The following is a 19,766-nucleotide window of genomic DNA, read 5'->3' as shown; positions in this document are numbered from 1 at the left end:
TTTTTTAGAATATCGTTAGATTAAGAGTAGAGTGCATAGAAAATTAGCATTCTACTTTTTTATTAAGTTTACTATTATTATTTCCTTGATAATTATTGAAAGCACAGTCAAAATGGAGATATTACATATATTTCTAGAAGGGGTAAATGCAATGATGGATATTGTTGAACGCAATAATGTGAAAATAATTGGAAAAGGGCAGAAACCGATACTTTTTGCGCATGGATTTGGTTGTGATCAAAATATGTGGCGCTATATTACACCAGCTTTTGAGGAACAATATCAAATTATTTTGTTTGATTATGTTGGTTCAGGTAATTCAGATCTAAACGCCTATCAATCCGAAAAATATCAGTCTCTTCAAGGGTACAAGCAGGATGTCTTAGACATCATTGAGACTCTTGGACTACAACAAGTCATTTTTATTGGTCATTCTATTAGTTCAATGATTGGTTTGCTTGCATCCATTGAACGCCCTGATTATTTTGAAAAACTAATTATGATTGGACCTTCGCCACGGTATTTAAATGATGGGAATGGCTATGTTGGTGGATTTGAGCTGAGTGATATTACAGAAATATTAGATATGATGGAAATGAATTTTTCAGGTTGGGCTAGCTTTCTAGCGCCTATTGCCATGAATAATCCTGAATCTCCAAAACTAACAAAAGAGCTTGAACAGACTTTTAAATCTGCTAACCCAGTTATTGCAAGGGAGTTTGCCGAAGTAACGTTCTTATCAGATCATCGAAACGATTTAATAAAGGCTAGTGTTCCTATTTTAATTATGCAATGTTCGGATGATAGTATAGTTCCAATTGAGGTTGGTGAATATTTGCACAACCATTTAAAAGCAAGTACGTTTCGATTAATGGCTGCAAAAGGTCATTATCCTCATATTAGCCATCCGGAGGAAACGATTCAGTTAATTACACAATTTCTGTAATGAAATATGAAAGGATTATGAATAATTCATGGATAAACGATTGAACTATGCACCTTGTGGATTTATTGCCATTACACATGATGGAATGATGATAGAGGTGAATCAGACCTTTCAGGAGTGGATGGGTTATGAACGGGTGGATTTAATACACCAGCATATTGAATTGCTAATGTCCAAGCCGAATAAGATGATATTTCATTCTTATTTTTACCCAACTATAAATCTAAACAATCATGTAGAAGAACTCTTTATCAGTTTAAAGCATCGCAATGGTACAGCCGTACCTTTTCTATTAAATGGCAGGAAGTATTTGATGGGAGAGACTGAATGTATTGATTGTATTTTAGTACCGATGAAAAAGCGCATAGATTATGAGTTAGAATTACGCTCAGCCAAAAAGCAACTAGAGGCTGCTTATTTAGAAAAGAAACAGGCTTTAGTTAAATTAGAGCAACTCCATTTGGAAATTGAGCAAAAACAAGATGAACTACTAAACATCAACGCCACGTTAGTAGAACTTTCCGTAACTGATAAGCTAACAGGATTGAAAAACAGAAGATTCTTTCAAGAGCAGCTTGAAGAGCAGCTAGCTATATTCCACGAAACAGCCAAACTATTCTCTCTTTTAATTTTAGATATCGATCATTTTAAAAAGGTAAATGACACATTCGGACATCAAGTAGGTGATGAAGTCCTTGCCCAATTGGCACAAATTTTAAATGCCCAAGCTCGTCAAGGTGATGTAGTTGCTCGTTTTGGTGGGGAGGAATTTGTCATCATTTTACCTGAAACAGATGTGAATGCATCGATGACTATTGCCGAGCAATTACGTCAAACTGTTGAACAGGCACAGTGGCAAACTGGTAGAATCACGATAAGCATCGGTATTGCGACAGTAACTGAAGAGGATACTGATTTGACGATTTTGAAAAAGGCGGATCAGGCTTTGTATGTTTCGAAGGAGAATGGAAGAAATAGAGTAAGTGTTTTTGAGTGCCAGACACCCAAACAATTCTGACAATTGGCTACATTTCGCTGGACTATGTAATTTGTTGTTTTCTACTGTATAATAATGAACAGTAAATAGGAAAAAGGCGGTACGAAAGACGATGAAGAGAATAGAATCTACGCAAAATGCGTTAGTGAAATATTGGAAAAAATTAGCGACTACTCGAAAAGAGCGTGAGCGTTCAGGTGAGTTTTTAGTTGAAGGGTTCCATTTAGTAGAGGAAGCGTTGAAAAATAGTGGTCAAGTGTTACAGCTAATTGTGCGTGAGGGCGTTGATTTACCGATGCTATGGCCAATTGATGATGTGGCAATGGTAGAAGTGACAGCAGCTGTAGCAAAGGAATTTGCTGAGACTGAGACATCACAAGGAGTCTTTGCAGTTTGTAAGCAGATGACGGTAGAGCAAGATGTGATGGTTTCTTGGCGTAAAGTACTTCTAATCGATGCTGTACAAGATCCAGGTAACATTGGAACAATGATTCGAACAGCAGATGCAGCTGGTTTGGATGCGGTTATACTTGGCAAGGGCTGTGCGGATCTTTATAACCCGAAAACACTCCGTTCTGCGCAAGGATCACATTTTCATATTCCAGTGATTCGTGGGGAATTAGAGGATTGGATTGATATGCTTCAAGAAAATGGTGTGCCTGTATTTGGAACAGCACTTGATGAGGATGCTGTTGTTTACAATGATATTCAGCATACGGGTGCTTTCGCTATTATGATGGGGAATGAAGGCAGTGGCATTAATCCGCAGTTATTAGCAATGACTGATCAAAATATCATTATTCCTATTTTTGGACAAGCAGAATCATTAAATGTCGCTGTTGCAACAGGTATTGTTTTATATGGATTTGTAAAATAGGTATTGACTTACACATATTAGACTAGTCAATATCGCCGAAAAAACGTTGGTAATCGCCGATAAAATTACGGCAATCGCTCATAAAACAGCTGCAATCTTCGATAAAACAAATCATATTGCAACTAGGAACAGATGCCCCTTGCTTTGAAGCGTCGTAATAATGTATAATCACATTTAAAATGTAATTAAGTATATTGAAATGCTTTGACCGGGAAGTAGTAAAGATTGTGAATGGACGACAGGGAGCGTAGGCCGGAGATTGAGAGCCAGCGCCGAACCAATACAATTTTGAATTCAGCCCGCGAGCAGCTACCGGGACCAGCAAGTGAAAATAGCTGTAAAGGTATGCCGGCTTCAATCGAGTCGTTATGTCAATGAAGTGATTGTGCGGAGTTAATCGTGCAATAACTAGGGTGGTACCGCGAATATGTCCTCGTCCCTTTTTTGGGGGCGAGGTTTTTTTGTGCCATTTGTGCAAGCGGGCACTTATATGAACAAGGAGGTTTTACACATGGAAGAGCAATTAAAGCAATTAGAGCAAGAAGCGCTAGCAAAAATTGAAGCAGCAGCAAATTTAAAAGAATTAAATGATGTGCGTGTCGCTTATTTAGGGAAAAAGGGACCAATCACGGATTTATTAAAAGGCATGGGGAAACTATCGGCTGAGGAACGTCCAAAAATGGGTGCTTTAGTTAATACAGTTCGTGAAAATGTCACAGCGGTGCTAGAAACTAAAGTAACTGTTTTAGAAGAAGCAGCTATTGCTGAAAAATTAGCGAGTGAGTCGATTGATGTTACATTACCTGGTCGTGACATTAAAGTAGGTAACCGTCACCCATTAACACGTGTTATCGAAGAAATTGAAGATTTATTTATCGGTATGGGTTACGAAATTGCTGAAGGCCCAGAAGTAGAAAAGGATTACTATAACTTTGAAGCTTTAAACTTACCAAAAGGTCACCCTGCTCGTGATATGCAGGACTCGTTCTATATTTCCGAGGAAATATTATTACGTACACATACGTCACCGGTACAGGCGCGCACAATGGAAGCAAAAAAAGGCGAATCTATTCGTATAATTTGCCCAGGGAAGGTATTCCGTCGTGATAATGATGACGCAACACACTCTCACCAATTTATGCAAATTGAGGGTTTAGTAATTGGCGAAAATATTCGTATGAGCGACCTTAAAGGTACGTTAGATACGTTAGCGAAAAAAATGTTCGGAGCTGATCGTGAAATTCGTTTACGCCCAAGCTTCTTCCCATTCACAGAGCCTTCTGTAGAGATGGACATTTCTTGCTTCAAATGCGGTGGCTCAGGCTGTAACGTATGTAAAGGCACAGGTTGGATTGAAATTTTAGGTGCGGGTATGGTACACCCGAATGTGCTTGAAATGGCTGGTTATGATCCGAAGAAAGTTTCTGGTTTCGCATTTGGTATTGGTGCAGAACGTATTGCTATGTTGAAATATGGTGTCGACGATATTCGTCATTTCTATACAAGTGATACACGTTTCTTATCACAATTCGAGCGAACAGAGGCGTAAGGGGGACTATAAATGTTAGTATCATTAGAATGGTTAAAAGATTATGTAAGTACACAGGACTTAGCGCCTGAAGATTTAGCAGAAAAAATTACACGCTCTGGCATAGAAGTAGACGCAGTTATTGACCGTGCTAGCGGTATGGATAAAGTCGTTGTCGGCTATGTTGTGTCAAAAGAGAAGCACCCTGAAGCCGATAAATTAAACATTTGCCAAGTAGATGTTGGGGAAGCCGAGCCACAACAAATTATTTGTGGAGCGCCAAACGTAGATGCAGGACAAAAAGTAATCGTTGCTCGTCCCGGTGCACATTTACCAGGTGGCATTAAAATTAAAAAAGCAAAACTTCGTGGACACGAGTCAAACGGCATGATTTGTTCATTACAAGAGCTTGGTATTGAAGGTAAGTTAGTACCGAAAGCTTATGTTGAGGGCATTTATGTGTTACCAGCAGATGCAGAGGTGGGCTCTGATGCACTAGCGCTTTTAGGTCTTCGTGATACAGTGCTTGAGCTTGGCTTAACACCAAACCGCTCCGATGCGCTTTCGATGTTAGGGGTAGCTTATGAGGTTGGGGCAATACTTTCAGAAGAAGTAAAGTACCCAGAAATCGCTTATAATACATCTTCTGAAAAAGCAGAGGACTTGTTAAAGCTTCGAGTGGAAGATTTACAAGCAAATCCAATGTACGTAGCGAAAGTTGTGAAAAACGTTAAAATTGCAGAATCACCAATGTGGTTACAGCACCGCTTAATGGCAGCTGGAGTACGTCCTCATAACAATGTAGTCGATGTGACAAACTATATTTTAATGGAATATGGTCAACCACTTCATGCATTTGACTATGATAGCTTAGCAACAGGTGAAATTGTTGTTCGTAAAGCAACAGAAGGTGAAAAAATCACGACTTTAGATGACCAAGAGCGTACATTAAAGGCGACTGATTTAGTGATTACGAATGGCAACGAGCCAGTAGCGATTGCAGGTGTAATGGGTGGGGCAAATTCTGAGGTAACAGAATCTACAACAACTGTTGTTATTGAATCTGCCTATTTCGATGGCTTAACAGTGCGCCAAACTTCACGTAATCTAGGTCTTCGCTCGGATGCATCAGCTCGTTTTGAAAAAGGCGTTGATCCAAACCGAGTGCTTCCAGCAGCTGAACGTGCAGCAGCATTACTTGCTGAGTTAGCTGGCGGTGAAGTGTTAGAGGGTACGTGTATTGTAGATGAATTAGATAAAACACCAGCACGTGTTATTGTCTCTCCAGACTTTATTAACGAACGTCTTGGCATGAAAATCTCATTAGAGGATATGCTTTCTATTTTAGAGCGTTTGAAATTTGGGGTTGAAGCAGCGAATGGCTTATTAATTATCGATGCACCAACACGTCGTCAAGATATTAAAATTGAAGAAGATATTGTTGAAGAAATTGCACGTTTATATGGTTACGATGAAATTCCAATGACTTTACCAGAAGGTGCTAACCAAGTTGGGACATTGACAGCTTACCAAGCAAATCGTCGTGTAGTGCGTAACTTTATGGAAGGTGCAGGACTTTATCAAGCTGTCACTTATTCTTTAACATCTGCAGCACTATCACAACGCTTTGCACTAAAAGCAGAGCCAGTAACGCGTTTATTAATGCCGATGAGTGAAGACCGTTCAACACTACGTCAAAGCTTAATTCCACATTTAATTGAAGCAGCAGCATATAACATTGCGCGTAAAGCAGATAGCGTAGCATTATACGAAGTTGGTTCTGTCTTCCTTGGTCAAACAGATGAGGGGCTACCGTTTGAAGAAGAGCATGTTGCAGCTGTTCTAACAGGTAAATGGTTAGATCATGCTTGGCAAGGCGAGAAAAAGGAAGTAGACTTCTTCGTATTAAAAGGTATTATCGAGGGCGTAATCGGTAAGCTTGGTTTAGCAAATCGCATTACATTTGTTAAAACAGAAGTAGCTGGCTTACATCCTGGACGTACAGCTAGCATTTTATTAGATGGTGAACAAGTTGGTATTATCGGTGGCTTACATCCGGCAGAACAAAAAACATGGGGTGTAAAAGATACGTATGTAATGGAAATGAATTTAGTAGCATTACTTCATGCAAATGCAAGTGAAGCACCACTTGGTTATAAACCAGTTCCCCGTTTCCCAGCCATGTCTCGAGATATCGCACTTGTTATGGACCGTGCAACAGCAGCGGGTGAAGTAATTACCGCTATTCGTTCAGCAGGCGTGAAGCTGTTGAAGGACATTCGCGTGTTCGATGTCTACGAAGGTGAAAAAATGGAGGAAGGTAAAAAATCTGTTGCCTTCTCATTAACATACTTTGATCCAGAACGAACATTAACAGATGAGGAGGTTGTTGCAGCACATAACAAAGTGTTAAAAGCAATCGCCACAATTGAAGGAACAGAAGTACGTTAATGTATACTAATTAAAAGCCGTCTCGAATGCCGAGACAGCTTAGATTGTCGACAAAAGGCATCTAGAGGTTCGCTCTAGATGCCTTTTGTCTTTTTTTTACTTTTCATGTTCATAAAAGGAGGCTGGCGACTCCTGCGGGAACGCACAGAACGTAAGATGCAATAGAGCGCGCCTTAGCGAGGGTTGCAGCTTACGGTGTGCCCGCGGAAAGCGTCCGCCCGCAGCGGAAATCAACGGCAGTAGTCTTTTATAATTATTTCGAATACACCTTAGTTTTATCCCGTGCTTATACTTTTTGGCTTCAATAGTCTCTTATGCCTACACTCTGTTACCTCAAATTTGTTATAGATAGTAAAATGTCAGCTTTATCTATTAAGTTAATTGGAGCAAAGGGCTGGCGACTCCTGCGGGAACAGCACAAAACGTCAGACGCAACAATCCGCGCGTAAGCGAGGGGTGCGGCTTACGGTGTGCCCGCGGAAAGCGTCTAGCCCGTAGCGGAAATCAACGGCAGAAGACCCCTATAAATTTATTTTAACTTCCGAGCCTTTTCTGTATTTGCAAAATGCCATTTCGTGATCGAGCGCAAAAATTCCTCGCCTTGTCCACGCCAAATTCGTGCAGCTAATGCATCGACCTTGCTAGAAGCTCCTTTTTGTAATTCTATGCCAGCAAGCTCGCTTAGTCGATCCATTTCCTTTAAGAATGCAGCGCGTGCCAAAATCGATGCGGTAGCGACGGAAACATGTAATTGTTCTGCTTTCGTTGAAAAAAGTACGTCTTCTCTGACAATTTCGCGCTCATTTTTTAAGTAATTGTAATAGACTCCACGTTCAGCGAACTGATCAATTAATATATGCGCAGGCTTTTCGGGGGCCATTTTTGACAATGTATTGCCGAGCGCCTTATTATGCATCATTGCTTTCATTTTCCCCTGAGAGTAGCCTCGTGCTTGTAATGCATTATATTTTTCATTGCGTAATACGAGTACGCTATGGATACATGCCGCACGTAAATCGGGTGCTATTTTTCGCATATAGTCATCAGTAAGCATTTTAGAATCTTTAACGCCGAGCTCATTTATTAGTTCTATTTTTGAAGAAGGTACGTAAACGGCAGCGACAGTTATAGGCCCAAAATAATCGCCTGTCCCTGTTTCATCGGAGCCTAACACAGACATGGAAGCAAAGCCCTCGGGAAGCGTATCTCCTTTTGCTCCAACGGTTGAGGACTTTTGGGTTGTTGTTACCCCAGAGGAACCCCATCTTGCCGCTTCTCGCTCAGCACCCCCTCCTTGAAACATACATTTCCCTGATTTGTACATCGTAATAGCTGTATCAGGAAGTTTTGCGGCGAACACGACACCTGGTGCTTTTCGCTCTACATAATAACTTGCGTAATAAGACATCACCTCTTTTTGTGCATTTGTTGAAATTAAAAGTACAATATTTAACATTTAAACGTTCCTTTCTATCCTCATTGTTCACAATTTTATACCTTTCATGTTATGATAATATATAGCTTTTTTGTGTGGCCGTTGCTCATTACTGTCAAAATCGTGAGCAAAATGATTTTATTGGAGGGTGCGACTATGGAAAATCAAGAAAAGAATAAAATTTCTGTGGAAATATATGGTCATACATATAAAATGGTCGGCTCCGAATCCATTGGACACATGCGACTTGTCGCTTCTATTGTTGATGACCGTATGCGCGAAATGAATTTACATAATCCCTCACTTGATAGCACAAAGCTTGCCGTCCTTACAGCTGTAAATACGGTGCACGATTATTTACTCTTAAAAGAGCAAATAGAATTACTAGAAGAAGAATTGAAAAAATTAAAGGGTTGAAGTGAATGCTAGATTTAATCATATTAGTAGTTCTATTAGTTGGACTGCTAGTGGGGGCAAAACGTGGCTTCATTGTACAAATGATGCATATTGTCAGCTTTGTCGTTGCCCTAATTGTTGCGTATATTTATTATAAGCCATTAGCACAGAAATTTGTGTTTTGGGTGCCATATCCAGGTGTTACGGATTCGGGAAGCCTTGGGGTTGTCATTGACAGCTTAGATTTAGACCGCACGTTTTATCGTGTTATAGCATTTGCGGTCATTTTCTTTGCAGTGAAAATTACATTGCAAATTGTGGCATCTATTTTTGATTTTATTGCCTATCTACCTGTATTTAATACAGTGAACCGTTGGCTTGGTGCACTGCTTGGCATGATTGAAAATTATTTAATTTTGTTTATTGTGTTGTATGTTTTGGCATTAGTACCGATTGATTTGGTGCAGAATTTAATGTCGAAGTCGTTCTTATCAGGCCTTATTTTGGAGCATACGCCGATTATTACAAAGATGTTCCAAAATTGGTGGTATATTTATCTCCTTGCTTCATAAAATTTGGCGTCTACGCATGGAAAACTGAATGTGGTGTTCACTTGTTTGTCCGTAGAAATCCGCTTAAATAGCGAAGTTGCTGTTAAGGGCACAGCTATTTTGTGCGCAGAGCCGTAATGAATAGGCAATAGTAATCGATGCACTTCTCTCGGACTAGAGGGAAGTGTTTTTACGATAGGAGGAATTCTAAATGAACAAAAAAACAATTATCCGTACACTAGAGAAAATTGCATTATATATGGAGTTACAAGGTGAGAATCCATTTAAGGTATCCGCATTCCGTAAGGCCGCTGCAGCACTTGAAGGAGACGAGCGCTCCTTAAGTGAAATGGAAGATGTAACAAAGCTTAAGGGAATCGGTAAAGGCACAGCTGCTGTTATTGAAGACCTGATTAAGACAGGAGAATCAAGTCTCTTAAAAGAATTACAAGATATCGTGCCAAAAGGATTACTGCCACTATTGAAGTTGCCAGGTTTAGGCGGCAAAAAAATTGCTAAGCTTCACCAAGAGCTAGGCATTGACTCTGCAGAAAGCTTACAGGCTGCATGTGAGGCAGGTAAAGTGCGCGAGCTAGCGGGCTTTGCAGCAAAAACTGAAGAAAAAATTTTAAAGGAGCTTGCTAACTTTGCCAATCGTTCTGAACGTTTGCCAATTTGGCTGCTAGAGCCTGTTGTTTTACAAATTGAAGCACTTCTCGGTAGTATGGAGGAAGTGACACGTTTCTCAGTAGCTGGAAGCTTCCGTCGTGCCTCAGAAACGAGTAAAGATATTGATTTTATCGTTGTAACTGAAGCAGTTGAGGTAGTCCGTGAAAAGTTATTGAGTGAACTTGCAATTCAGGAAGTCGTGGCTGCGGGCGATACAAAAATTTCAGTTATTTTAGATTTAGATGAACCGATAAGTGTTGATTTTCGATTAGTGAAGGATGTTGAGTATGCAACGGCCTTGCACCATTTTACTGGTTCAAAAGATCATAATGTTCGTATGCGTCAACTTGCAAAAGCACGTGGGGAGAAAATTAGTGAATATGGTGTAGAGCAAGGAGATGGCTCAGTACTGACATTTGAGGATGAGACGGCATTTTTTGAACATTTTGATATGCCTTTTATTCCACCTAGCTTACGAACAGGGTCAACTGAGTTTGATCGCCAAAGTGAAGTGAAGGATTTAGTAAAGTTAGAGGATATTGTGGCAGATTTGCATATGCATACGACATGGTCAGATGGTGCATACTCCGTTGCTGAGATGGGAGAGGCATTAATGTCACGTGGTTATCACTATGGCGTTATTACCGATCACTCCCAGTATTTAAAAGTGGCGAATGGTTTAACACCTGCACGTTTAGAGAAGCAACGAGTGGAAATTGATGCATTTAACGAAGTACATCCAGACTTTAATTTATATGCAGGAACAGAGATGGATATTTTACCTGATGGTTCGTTAGATTTTGATGACGAAGTACTAAAAAAATTAGATTTCGTAATCGCTTCTATACACTCGAGTTTTACACAATCGCAGGATAAAATTATGGCACGTTTGCACACGGCAATGCAAAATCCGTATGTTCATATGATTGCTCATCCAACGGGTCGCATTATTGAGGATCGCGCTGGTTATAATCCAGATATAGCACAGTTAATTGAATGGGCGAAGGAATATGGTAAAATTTTAGAGTTAAACGCAAATCCATATCGTTTAGATTTATGTGTTGAGCACTTAGAAATGGCTGTTGCAGCAGGTGTACCTGTAGCGATTAATACCGATGCTCATGATACCGTTCATTTACGTTTTATGGATATAGGCGTGCGCTATGCGAATAAGGCATGGCTGAAAAAAGATATGATTGTCAACACATGGACGCGTGAACAGTTTGAGGCGTTTATTCGACGAAATAAATAGGTTGAGGAGGTGTTCTCAGTGATCGCAAACCGCGCATTGAAAACACTAGAATATGATAAAGTACGTCAACAAGTGGCTATATACTGTACTTCTTCAATCGGCAAATCAGCCATTGATGAGCTTGTACCACAAACAGACTATGAAAAAGTAGTTCAGTTGTTAGAAGAGATGGATGAAGGGCTATCCATTTTACGCGTAAAAGGTAATGTACCAATGGGTGGTATTTTCGATGTTCGACCTGCTGCAAGACGTGCCCAAATCGGCGGGATGCTTTCAGCGATGGAATTAATGGAAGTATCCAGTACGATTCGAGCTAGTCGTATTCTTCGCAATTTCCTTGAGGATTTAGAGTCCGAAGAAATCATTGAAATTCCTCATTTCATTACTAAAAAGGAAATGATGCCTGTATTAACAGGATTACAACATGAAATTAATAACTGTATTGACGATAACGGCGCTGTTTTAGATTCAGCAAGTCAAACATTGCGATCTATTCGTCAATCTCTGCGCGCTGAAGAGGCTAAAGTGCGTTCGAAACTAGAAAGCTTAACTCGAGGTAGCAATGCGTCAAAAATGCTTTCTGATGCCATTGTTACGATTCGAAACGACCGATATGTAATTCCAGTTAAACAAGAATATCGTCATCATTATGGTGGAATTGTGCATGATCAATCGTCATCTGGCCAAACGTTATTTATCGAACCAGATTCAGTTGTACAAGCAAATAATGAAATACATCGACTTAAAATGAAAGAGCAAACGGAGATTGATCGTATTTTGCTTGCTTTAAGCGCGATGGTTGAGGAAGTTGCACCAGATTTATTTAACTTAGTGAAAATATTAGGTGAAATTGATGTTATTTTAGCAAAGGGCAAATACGGCCAAGCCAATAAATGCACAATGCCAAAGATGAACAAGGACGGTTATATCCGACTTGTGCGAGCGCGTCATCCACTTTTACCTATTGAAACTGCTGTTGCTAATGACATCGAATTTGGGAGAGACATTACATCAATTGTGATTACGGGACCAAACACTGGTGGTAAGACCGTTACGTTAAAAACAGTTGGTCTTTGTACATTAATGGCGCAGGCAGGCTTACCAGTGCCAGCATTAGATGGTTCAGAGCTAGCGGTATTTGAGCAGCTATTTGCTGATATCGGTGATGAACAATCAATTGAACAATCGCTTTCTACATTTTCATCTCATATGGTAAACATCGTCGACATTTTACAGCAATTCGATCACGAGTCACTGGTGTTATTTGATGAATTGGGTGCAGGAACAGATCCACAAGAAGGTGCTGCCTTAGCAATTTCTATATTGGATGAAGTGCATGGTCGTGGCGCACGTGTAATGGCAACGACGCACTATCCTGAATTAAAAGCATATGGCTATAATCGTCCTGGCGTTGCCAATGCCAGTGTAGAATTCGATATCGAAACTTTAAGTCCGACATATCGCTTACTCATTGGGGTACCAGGTCGTTCCAATGCATTTGAAATTTCTAGTCGTCTAGGTTTACCAGAGTCGATTATTGACCGTGCTAAAAGCTTCACTGGTACGGATCGTCATGAGGTTGAATCAATGATTGCTTCCTTAGAAGAAACGAGACGCCAATCAGAGGATGATGCCGAGCGTTCCCATGACTTACTATTAGAGTCTGAGGCACTTCGTAAAGAGCTACAAGACAAGCTTCAAGCATATGAAGATCGCAAAGAGGCGCTCGATAAAAAAGCGAAAGAAAAAGCACGTAAAATTGTGGATGATGCAAAAAGAGAAGCAGAAACAATTATTACCGAGCTTCGCGAAATGCGTAAAAATGCTAATGAAGTAGTGAAAGAGCATGAGCTTATTGAAGCACGTAAACGTTTAGAAGAAGCGACACCACTAGAGCATAACAAAGTATTGAAAAAAGCAGCGCAAGTTAAGGCGCGTGCACAAAACTTGGTTGTCGGTGATGAGGTAAAGGTGTTAAGCTATGGTCAACGAGGTACTTTACTAGAAAAAGTATCTGATGCTGAATGGGTTGTACAAATGGGCATTTTAAAGATGAAAATTGCCGATACAGATATAGAATACATTAAACCTGAGAAAGAGCCTATTCAACGAGTATCTGGTGTGAAAAATCGAGATAGCCATGTGAAATTAGAGTTAGATTTACGTGGGGAGCGCTATGAGGATGCGATTATTCGCACTGAAAAATATATAGATGATGCGCTACTTTCAAACTATGGTCGAGTGTCGATTATTCACGGTGTTGGGACAGGAGCATTGCGTCAGGGCATACAAAGTTACCTGAAAAAACATAAACGGGTGAAATCCTTCCGTTTTGGAGAAGCAGGCGAAGGTGGATTTGGCGTTACTGTTGTGGAATTGAAATAAGCTGTAAAGGGGACGGAGAAAATGCTAAATTCTAGCTTTTGGCGATATCCAATTATCGAAACGGCAGGATATTTTAGTGTTGTTGTGTTATGTTTAGTCGTCTCGATGGCATTGTTCGAAGTCGTTACGAAATATAAAAACTGGGAAGAAATAAAAAATGGTAATGTAGCTGTTGCGCTTGCAACCGGCGGTAAAATATTAGGGATTTGCAATATTTTCCGTTATTCGATTGCACGCCATAGTACGCTGAGTGAAATGATTGGGTGGGGGCTATTTGGCTTTACGTTACTAATTGTGGCCTATTTCTTATTTGAATTTATGACGCCACGCTTTAATGTAGATCAGGAAATTGCCAATGATAATCGCTCAGTTGGCTTTATTTCATTTACGATTTCAGTCGGTCTATCGTTCGTTATTGGGGCAAGTATTGCATAGGAGTGTTATGAGATGGAAAAATTAGCGAAAGTTCTAATCATAGTCTGCATCGCATTTTTGGCAGTCGGTATTTACTATATGTTGACCGTATAATTTTATAATGTAGCCTCAATAATGTGAGGGAATATCTAGCTGTAGAGAAACTTGGAATTTAAAGTTTCTCTACATTTTTTTTGTTTCGAAAACGAAATTGCTAATAGAGAAAATCTATTTACTTTACAAAATGATAGAAATACTTTTGAAGAAAATTGTTTTTTTAATATAGAAATAGAAAGCGTATCAATTGTATAAAAAATGAAACAATGAATGAGTATTCATAAGGGGGAGTCGACTTAAACCCTTTATGTAGTAGTTATATAAATGTTGTAAAACGCATAATAATTAATCGAAAATACATTTATTTTCTATTTTGTGTTTGAAAGTACATTTCTTTTTCATTATAATTAAATTAAGAATTTACAAAGTTTGGGACAAAGGGGAGAGGACGTATGACAGCAAAACCATGGCTAGCAAATTATCCTGAAGAAGTACCACCGTCTTTAACGTTTGAGGAAATTCCTGTGCAAGAGTTTTTGACACGTGCCTATAAAAAGAATCCTTCTAAAGTGGCAATTCATTTTATGGGTAAGGATTTGACGTACACCGAGTTATATGAGTCTGCACTTAAGTTCGCGAACTATTTACAAGCACTTGGTGTAGAAAAGGGAGATCGGGTGGCAATTATGTTACCAAACACGCCACAAAGTGTAATCGCTTACTATGGGGCGATGTATGCCGGAGCGGTCGTAGTACAAACAAATCCACTTTATACTGAACGTGAATTGCAATATCAATTGACGGATTCAGGTGCGAAAGTCATTTTAGTAATGGATATTTTATATCCGCGCGTGATGAAAATCATGAAAGAAACGGCTCTTGAAAATGTCATTGTAACAGCCATCAAAGACTACTTGCCATTCCCAAAAAACTTAGTATATCCATTTATTCAAAAAAAGCAGTATGGCTTTAGTGTGAAAGTTGAGCATAGCGGGCAAAACCATTTATTTACAGAAATTATGAAGTCCTCACCTGTAAAAATGATTGAAATGCCATTTGATTTTGAAGAAGATCTTGCATTACTTCAGTATACAGGCGGGACGACAGGGTATCCCAAAGGTGTTATGTTAACGCATAAAAACTTAATTGCCAATACGACAATGTGTGATGCATGGATGTATAAATGTGTCCACGGCGAGGAAACGATTATGGGTGTGCTTCCATTTTTCCATGTTTATGGAATGACGACTGTCATGCTACTATCTGTGTTCACTCAAAATAGAATGGTATTATTACCGAAGTTTGATGCTGAAACAGCTTTGAAAACGATTGATAAGCAAAAGCCAACTTTGTTCCCCGGTGCTCCTACATTGTATATTGGATTATTAAATCATCCAGATATTGCGAAATATGATTTATCGTCTATTAAAGCATGTCTAAGTGGCTCGGCTTCATTGCCTGTAGAGGTACAGGAGCAATTTGAGGCAGTAACAGGTGGGAAGCTTGTTGAAGGTTATGGGTTAACCGAAACCTCGCCAGTAACGCACGCCACACCGATTTGGGGTAACCGGGTCATAGGTTCAGTAGGTTTACCATGGCCGAATACTGATTCTGTCATTTTACGTACGGGTGATACTGAACAACTTGCTGTTGGTGAAGTAGGCGAAATTGCTGTTAAAGGTCCGCAAGTAATGAAGGGCTATTGGAATCGTCCAGAGGATACAGCTGCGACTTTTGCAGATGGTTGGTTTTTAACCGGTGATCTTGGTTATATGGATGAAAAAGGATTCTTCTATGTAGTCGATCGGAAGAAAGATTTAATTATAGCGGGTGGCTTTAATATTTACCCTCGTGAAGTCGAAGAAGTATTATATGAGCGGGAAGAAATTCAAGAATGCGTAGTAGCAGGCATTCCAGATCCATATCGAGGGGAAACAGTAAAAGCTTATATTGTTGTAAAAGAAGGATATTCAGTTACTGAAGACGAATTAAATAAATACTGTCGTCAGCACTTAGCTGCTTTTAAAGTGCCACGCTATTATGAATTCCGGGATGAGTTACCAAAAACAGCAGTCGGAAAAATTCTACGTCGTACTTTAGTGGAAGAAGAAAAAACGAAAATGGCGAATAAAGAAGCAAAATAACTACGTGGTAAAGTATTGACAAGCGCGAATGTAAAATATAATATGAAAATATGAATGAATAACCATTCATATTTTCATATTTTTTGTTTCTTTAAAACCACGCCATGTTAATCATGAAGAACCGCTTCAAAATTTTGTTTCGAAACTTCAGCGTTTAAGGAATTACACAGTGTCACATATTGGCAAATCATTATCTTAACGGTAAGTCAATTATGTCACAAAATATAATTAGGTGTGCGTATGTTTTTTGTAGGTGGTGATTTAAAAAATGAAACGAGATAAGCCAAAATATAAGCAAATTATTGATGCAGCTGTCTTCGTTATTGCAGAAAATGGTTATCACCAAGCGCAAGTATCGAAGATTGCAAAACAAGCAGGAGTAGCCGACGGAACAATCTATTTATATTTTAAAAATAAAGAAGATATATTAATTTCTGTCTTTAATGAAAAAATGGCTGTTTTTGTAGAGACATTACAAGATATAATAGAAAATGGGAGTACGTCGAAAGACAAACTTTCTCGGATGATTGAAAATCATTTTAGTGTTCTAGCTACAGATCGATCACTTGCGACCGTTACACAATTAGAACTTCGACAATCAAATAAAGATTTACGACAAAAGATCAATGGTGTATTAAGAGATTACTTACAATTGCTTGATCAAATTTTAATTGAAGGTATGGTTTCAGGTGAGTTCAATCAAACGATGGATGTTCGCTTAGCGCGTCAAATGGTATTTGGAACAATTGACGAAACTATTACGTCTTGGGTTATGAATGACTATCGATATGATTTGATAGAACAGGTTCCGAAAGTTCAGGCATTAATCCTGAACGGCATTAAAGCTTAAAAGGATGTGGAGAAATGGAATTTCTAAGTTGGAAAGTAGAAGATGGAGTAGCAATTATTACGATTGCACGTCCTCCAGCAAACGCATTATCTCGCGGAATCATTGCAGAAGTAAATGCTGTATTAGATGCCGTAGAAAACGATGACGCAGTACGTGTCCTTGTACTTCATGGCGAAGGCCGTTTCTTCTCAGCAGGTGCAGACATTAAAGAATTTACAGAAGTTGAATCTGGGGAAGAGTTTACGAAGCTTGCAGGCAATGGTCAACAAGTATTTGAACGCGTTGAGTCGTTCCCTAAGCCAGTAATCGCCGCAATTCATGGTGCCGCACTTGGCGGTGGTCTAGAATTAGCTATGAGCTGTCATATGCGCTTTGTAACGGAATCTGCAAAATTAGGATTGCCTGAACTACAACTAGGTCTTATTCCAGGCTTCGGTGGCACACAACGTTTACCACGTTATGTTGGGGTAGCTAAAGCAGCAGAAATGATGTTTACAAGCGATCCTATTTCCGGTACAGAAGCAGTGCAATGGGGACTAGCAAACCGTGCTTATACAGATGAAGTATTACTTGAGGAAACACTAAAGGTAGCGAAAAAGATTGCGAAGAAGAGCCCGATAGCATTAAAAGAAGCTATTCAAGCATTACAATATGCGAAACATGCTTCATTTTATGAGGGGATTCAAGCAGAAGCTAAATTATTTGGTACAGTATTTGTATCAGAAGATGCTAAAGAAGGAATTCAAGCATTTATTGAAAAACGCGAGCCTGTGTTTACTGGCAAATAGTTTTCCATCAGTGTTGTTAACCACATAAGGGGAGTTTATCCACACTGAAAATATATAATATTTACAAGTTTACTTGGGAATTTAAAAAACGTTGCAGGGGGTATGAAATATGAACATTTTTGCATTAATTAAACGTACGTTTGATACAGAAGAAAAAATCGTTGTGTCGGGTGGTAAAATCCAAGAGGACGGCGCTGAATTCATTATTAATCCTTATGATGAGTATGCAATTGAAGAAGCAATCCAAGTTCGTGATGCAGCTGGTGGTAAAGTAACAGTTGTTACAATCGGTGGCGAGGATGCAGAAAAGCAATTGCGTACAGCGTTAGCAATGGGTGCAGATGAAGCGGTTCTTATTAATACAGAAGATGATCTAGATGAATTAGATCAAAATGCAGCTGCTTACATTTTAGCTGAGTACTTAAAAGATAAAGATGCTGACTTAATTTTAACAGGAAATGTGGCAATTGACGGTGGTTCTGGTCAAGTAGGCCCACGTGTTGCAGATTTATTAGGCATCAACTATGTTACAACAATTACAAACCTTGAAATCGATGGCACATCTGCAAAAATCGTGCGCGATATCGAGGGTGATTCAGAAGTGATTGAAACGTCTTTACCACTTTTAGTAACTGCTCAACAAGGTTTAAATGAGCCACGTTACCCATCTTTACCAGGCATTATGAAAGCGAAGAAGAAACCGCTTGCAGAGCTTGAATTAGATGATTTAGATATCGATGAAGATGATGTTGAAGTAAAAGTAGAAACAGTCGACATTTACTTACCAGCTCAAAAAGCAGCAGGTCGTATTTTACAAGGCGAACTTTCTGAGCAAGCAAAAGAGCTAGTCAACCTACTTCATTCAGAAGCGAAAGTTGTTTAAGTGTTAGCGCAAATCGAATCTTAAAGGGTAACGGAGGGAATATACTATGTCAAAAAAAGTATTAGTATTAGGTGAAGTTCGTGAAGGAAGCTTACGTAATGTATCTTTCGAGGCAATTGCAGCAGCAAAACAAATCGCTGATGGTGGCGAGGTTGTTGGCGTACTTTTAGGAGATGCGGTTGCAGGATTAACAGGTCCATTATTCGAGCATGGTGCAGATCGTGTTGTGACTGTGGAACATCCACATTTAAAGCAATATACATCAGATGGTTATGGACAAGCTTTATTAGCTGTTATCGAGCAAGAACAGCCAACGGGCATTGTGTTTGGTCATACTGCAAATGGTAAAGATTTATCTCCAAAAATTGCAAGTAAATTACAAGCAGGCCTTGTTTCTGACGTAACATCGATTGAAGGTGCTGGTGACGATGTAGTATTCATTCGTCCAATCTTCTCAGGTAAAGCTTTTGAAAAGGTAAAAGTAAAAGAGGGCATCGTGTTAGCTTCAATTCGTCCTAACAATATTGCACCTTTAGAAAAAGCTGCAGGTAAATCAGGTGATGTATCTTCTGTAACTGTAGATATTACAAACCTACGTTCAATCATTAAAGAGGTTGTACGTAAGTCTTCAGAGGGTGTAGATCTTTCAGAAGCAAAAGTAGTTGTAGCTGGTGGTCGTGGTGTTAAATCAGAGGAAGGCTTTGAGCCACTAAAGGAATTAGCTGACTTACTTGGCGGCGCAGTTGGTGCATCTCGTGGTGCATGTGATGCTGAGTACTGTGATTATTCTTTACAAATCGGTCAAACAGGGAAGGTTGTTACACCAGACCTATACATCGCAGCAGGTATTTCAGGTGCAATTCAACATTTAGCAGGTATGTCTAACTCTAAAGTAATTGTAGCGATTAATAAAGATCCTGAAGCAAATATCTTCAAAGTAGCAGACTACGGTATTGTAGGCGATCTATTTGAAGTGATTCCGCTTCTAATCGAAGAATTTAAAGCATTAAAAGTAAACGCATAACAAGCAGAAGCAGGAAGGGGTAATCCTTTCTGCTTTTTTTATGGATGTATCTAGCGGAAGCCATTATTTAAAAATTATCGTAAAATAAAATATTGACATAACGAACAGTAGACATTATA

At 39.4% G+C, this 19,766-nt stretch carries 16 protein-coding genes; 15 read left to right on the top strand and 1 reads right to left on the bottom strand.

What is annotated here, in order from left to right; all coding sequences use genetic code 11:
• Window positions 1-151 precede the first annotated feature (151 nt).
• The 5 genes from ACIQXJ_RS13770 (at window position 152) to pheT (ending at window position 6,799) form a co-directional block, all read left to right on the top strand.
• Window positions 152-946, top strand: a complete 795-nt coding sequence (locus tag ACIQXJ_RS13770; RefSeq protein WP_403054505.1) for an alpha/beta fold hydrolase — start codon at window positions 152-154, stop codon at window positions 944-946.
• Between the two features lie 28 nt (window positions 947-974).
• On the top strand, window positions 975-1,964 hold the full coding sequence (locus ACIQXJ_RS13765) for a sensor domain-containing diguanylate cyclase (protein WP_403054503.1): 990 nt from the start codon (window positions 975-977) through the stop codon (window positions 1,962-1,964).
• 91 nt (window positions 1,965-2,055) lie between these two features.
• The gene (locus ACIQXJ_RS13760; protein ID WP_340823147.1) at window positions 2,056-2,820 is read left to right on the top strand and encodes a TrmH family RNA methyltransferase; all 765 of its coding nucleotides are present in this window, start codon (window positions 2,056-2,058) and stop codon (window positions 2,818-2,820) included.
• A 511-nt stretch (window positions 2,821-3,331) separates the two neighbouring features.
• Window positions 3,332-4,369, top strand: coding sequence for a phenylalanine--tRNA ligase subunit alpha (pheS, locus tag ACIQXJ_RS13755; protein WP_403054501.1), 1,038 nt, complete (start codon window positions 3,332-3,334; stop codon window positions 4,367-4,369).
• A 12-nt stretch (window positions 4,370-4,381) separates the two neighbouring features.
• Entirely contained in the window at window positions 4,382-6,799 is a 2,418-nt protein-coding gene (gene pheT / locus ACIQXJ_RS13750) for a phenylalanine--tRNA ligase subunit beta (RefSeq protein ID WP_403054499.1), read from the top strand.
• A gap of 529 nt (window positions 6,800-7,328) precedes the next feature.
• On the opposite strand, the gene rnhC is transcribed toward pheT, so the two are convergent.
• Complete coding sequence (gene rnhC, locus ACIQXJ_RS13745; protein WP_403054497.1) at window positions 7,329-8,255, bottom strand: ribonuclease HIII; 927 nt, start codon at window positions 8,253-8,255, stop codon at window positions 7,329-7,331.
• A gap of 135 nt (window positions 8,256-8,390) precedes the next feature.
• Here rnhC and zapA point away from each other — a divergent pair, with 135 nt between their 5' ends.
• From zapA to ACIQXJ_RS13695, 10 genes are all read left to right on the top strand, one after another.
• Window positions 8,391-8,651 carry a cell division protein ZapA gene (gene zapA / locus ACIQXJ_RS13740; protein ID WP_024363855.1) on the top strand — a complete coding sequence of 87 codons (261 nt, stop codon included), beginning with the start codon at window positions 8,391-8,393 and terminating at the stop codon, window positions 8,649-8,651.
• Window positions 8,652-8,656: 5 nt separating this feature from the next.
• The gene (locus tag ACIQXJ_RS13735) at window positions 8,657-9,202 is read left to right on the top strand and encodes a CvpA family protein (protein WP_403054495.1); all 546 of its coding nucleotides are present in this window, start codon (window positions 8,657-8,659) and stop codon (window positions 9,200-9,202) included.
• A gap of 190 nt (window positions 9,203-9,392) precedes the next feature.
• A complete protein-coding gene (polX, locus tag ACIQXJ_RS13730) occupies window positions 9,393-11,102 on the top strand; it encodes a DNA polymerase/3'-5' exonuclease PolX (protein WP_403054493.1) in 1,710 nt (569 codons plus the stop codon).
• Window positions 11,103-11,120: 18 nt separating this feature from the next.
• Window positions 11,121-13,487, top strand: coding sequence for an endonuclease MutS2 (locus ACIQXJ_RS13725; RefSeq protein ID WP_403054491.1), 2,367 nt, complete (start codon window positions 11,121-11,123; stop codon window positions 13,485-13,487).
• A 21-nt stretch (window positions 13,488-13,508) separates the two neighbouring features.
• Window positions 13,509-13,922: a DUF350 domain-containing protein gene (locus tag ACIQXJ_RS13720; protein ID WP_010860124.1), complete on the top strand. Its 414-nt coding sequence runs from the start codon at window positions 13,509-13,511 to the stop codon at window positions 13,920-13,922.
• A 488-nt stretch (window positions 13,923-14,410) separates the two neighbouring features.
• Window positions 14,411-16,102: an AMP-binding protein gene (locus tag ACIQXJ_RS13715; protein WP_403054489.1), complete on the top strand. Its 1,692-nt coding sequence runs from the start codon at window positions 14,411-14,413 to the stop codon at window positions 16,100-16,102.
• A 268-nt stretch (window positions 16,103-16,370) separates the two neighbouring features.
• Window positions 16,371-16,952, top strand: a complete 582-nt coding sequence (locus tag ACIQXJ_RS13710; RefSeq protein ID WP_403054487.1) for a fatty acid metabolism transcriptional regulator FadR — start codon at window positions 16,371-16,373, stop codon at window positions 16,950-16,952.
• A 14-nt stretch (window positions 16,953-16,966) separates the two neighbouring features.
• Window positions 16,967-17,740: an enoyl-CoA hydratase gene (locus ACIQXJ_RS13705; RefSeq protein ID WP_403054485.1), complete on the top strand. Its 774-nt coding sequence runs from the start codon at window positions 16,967-16,969 to the stop codon at window positions 17,738-17,740.
• Window positions 17,741-17,849: 109 nt separating this feature from the next.
• The gene (locus tag ACIQXJ_RS13700) at window positions 17,850-18,623 is read left to right on the top strand and encodes an electron transfer flavoprotein subunit beta/FixA family protein (RefSeq protein ID WP_403054483.1); all 774 of its coding nucleotides are present in this window, start codon (window positions 17,850-17,852) and stop codon (window positions 18,621-18,623) included.
• 46 nt (window positions 18,624-18,669) lie between these two features.
• Window positions 18,670-19,647 carry an electron transfer flavoprotein subunit alpha/FixB family protein gene (locus ACIQXJ_RS13695; RefSeq protein WP_403054481.1) on the top strand — a complete coding sequence of 326 codons (978 nt, stop codon included), beginning with the start codon at window positions 18,670-18,672 and terminating at the stop codon, window positions 19,645-19,647.
• Window positions 19,648-19,766 lie beyond the last annotated feature (119 nt).

Source organism: Lysinibacillus sp. NPDC097868 (assembly GCF_044761135.1).
Classification (GTDB): Bacteria; Bacillota; Bacilli; order Bacillales_A; family Planococcaceae; genus Lysinibacillus.
This window is presented reverse-complemented; position numbering and strand designations above follow the sequence as displayed.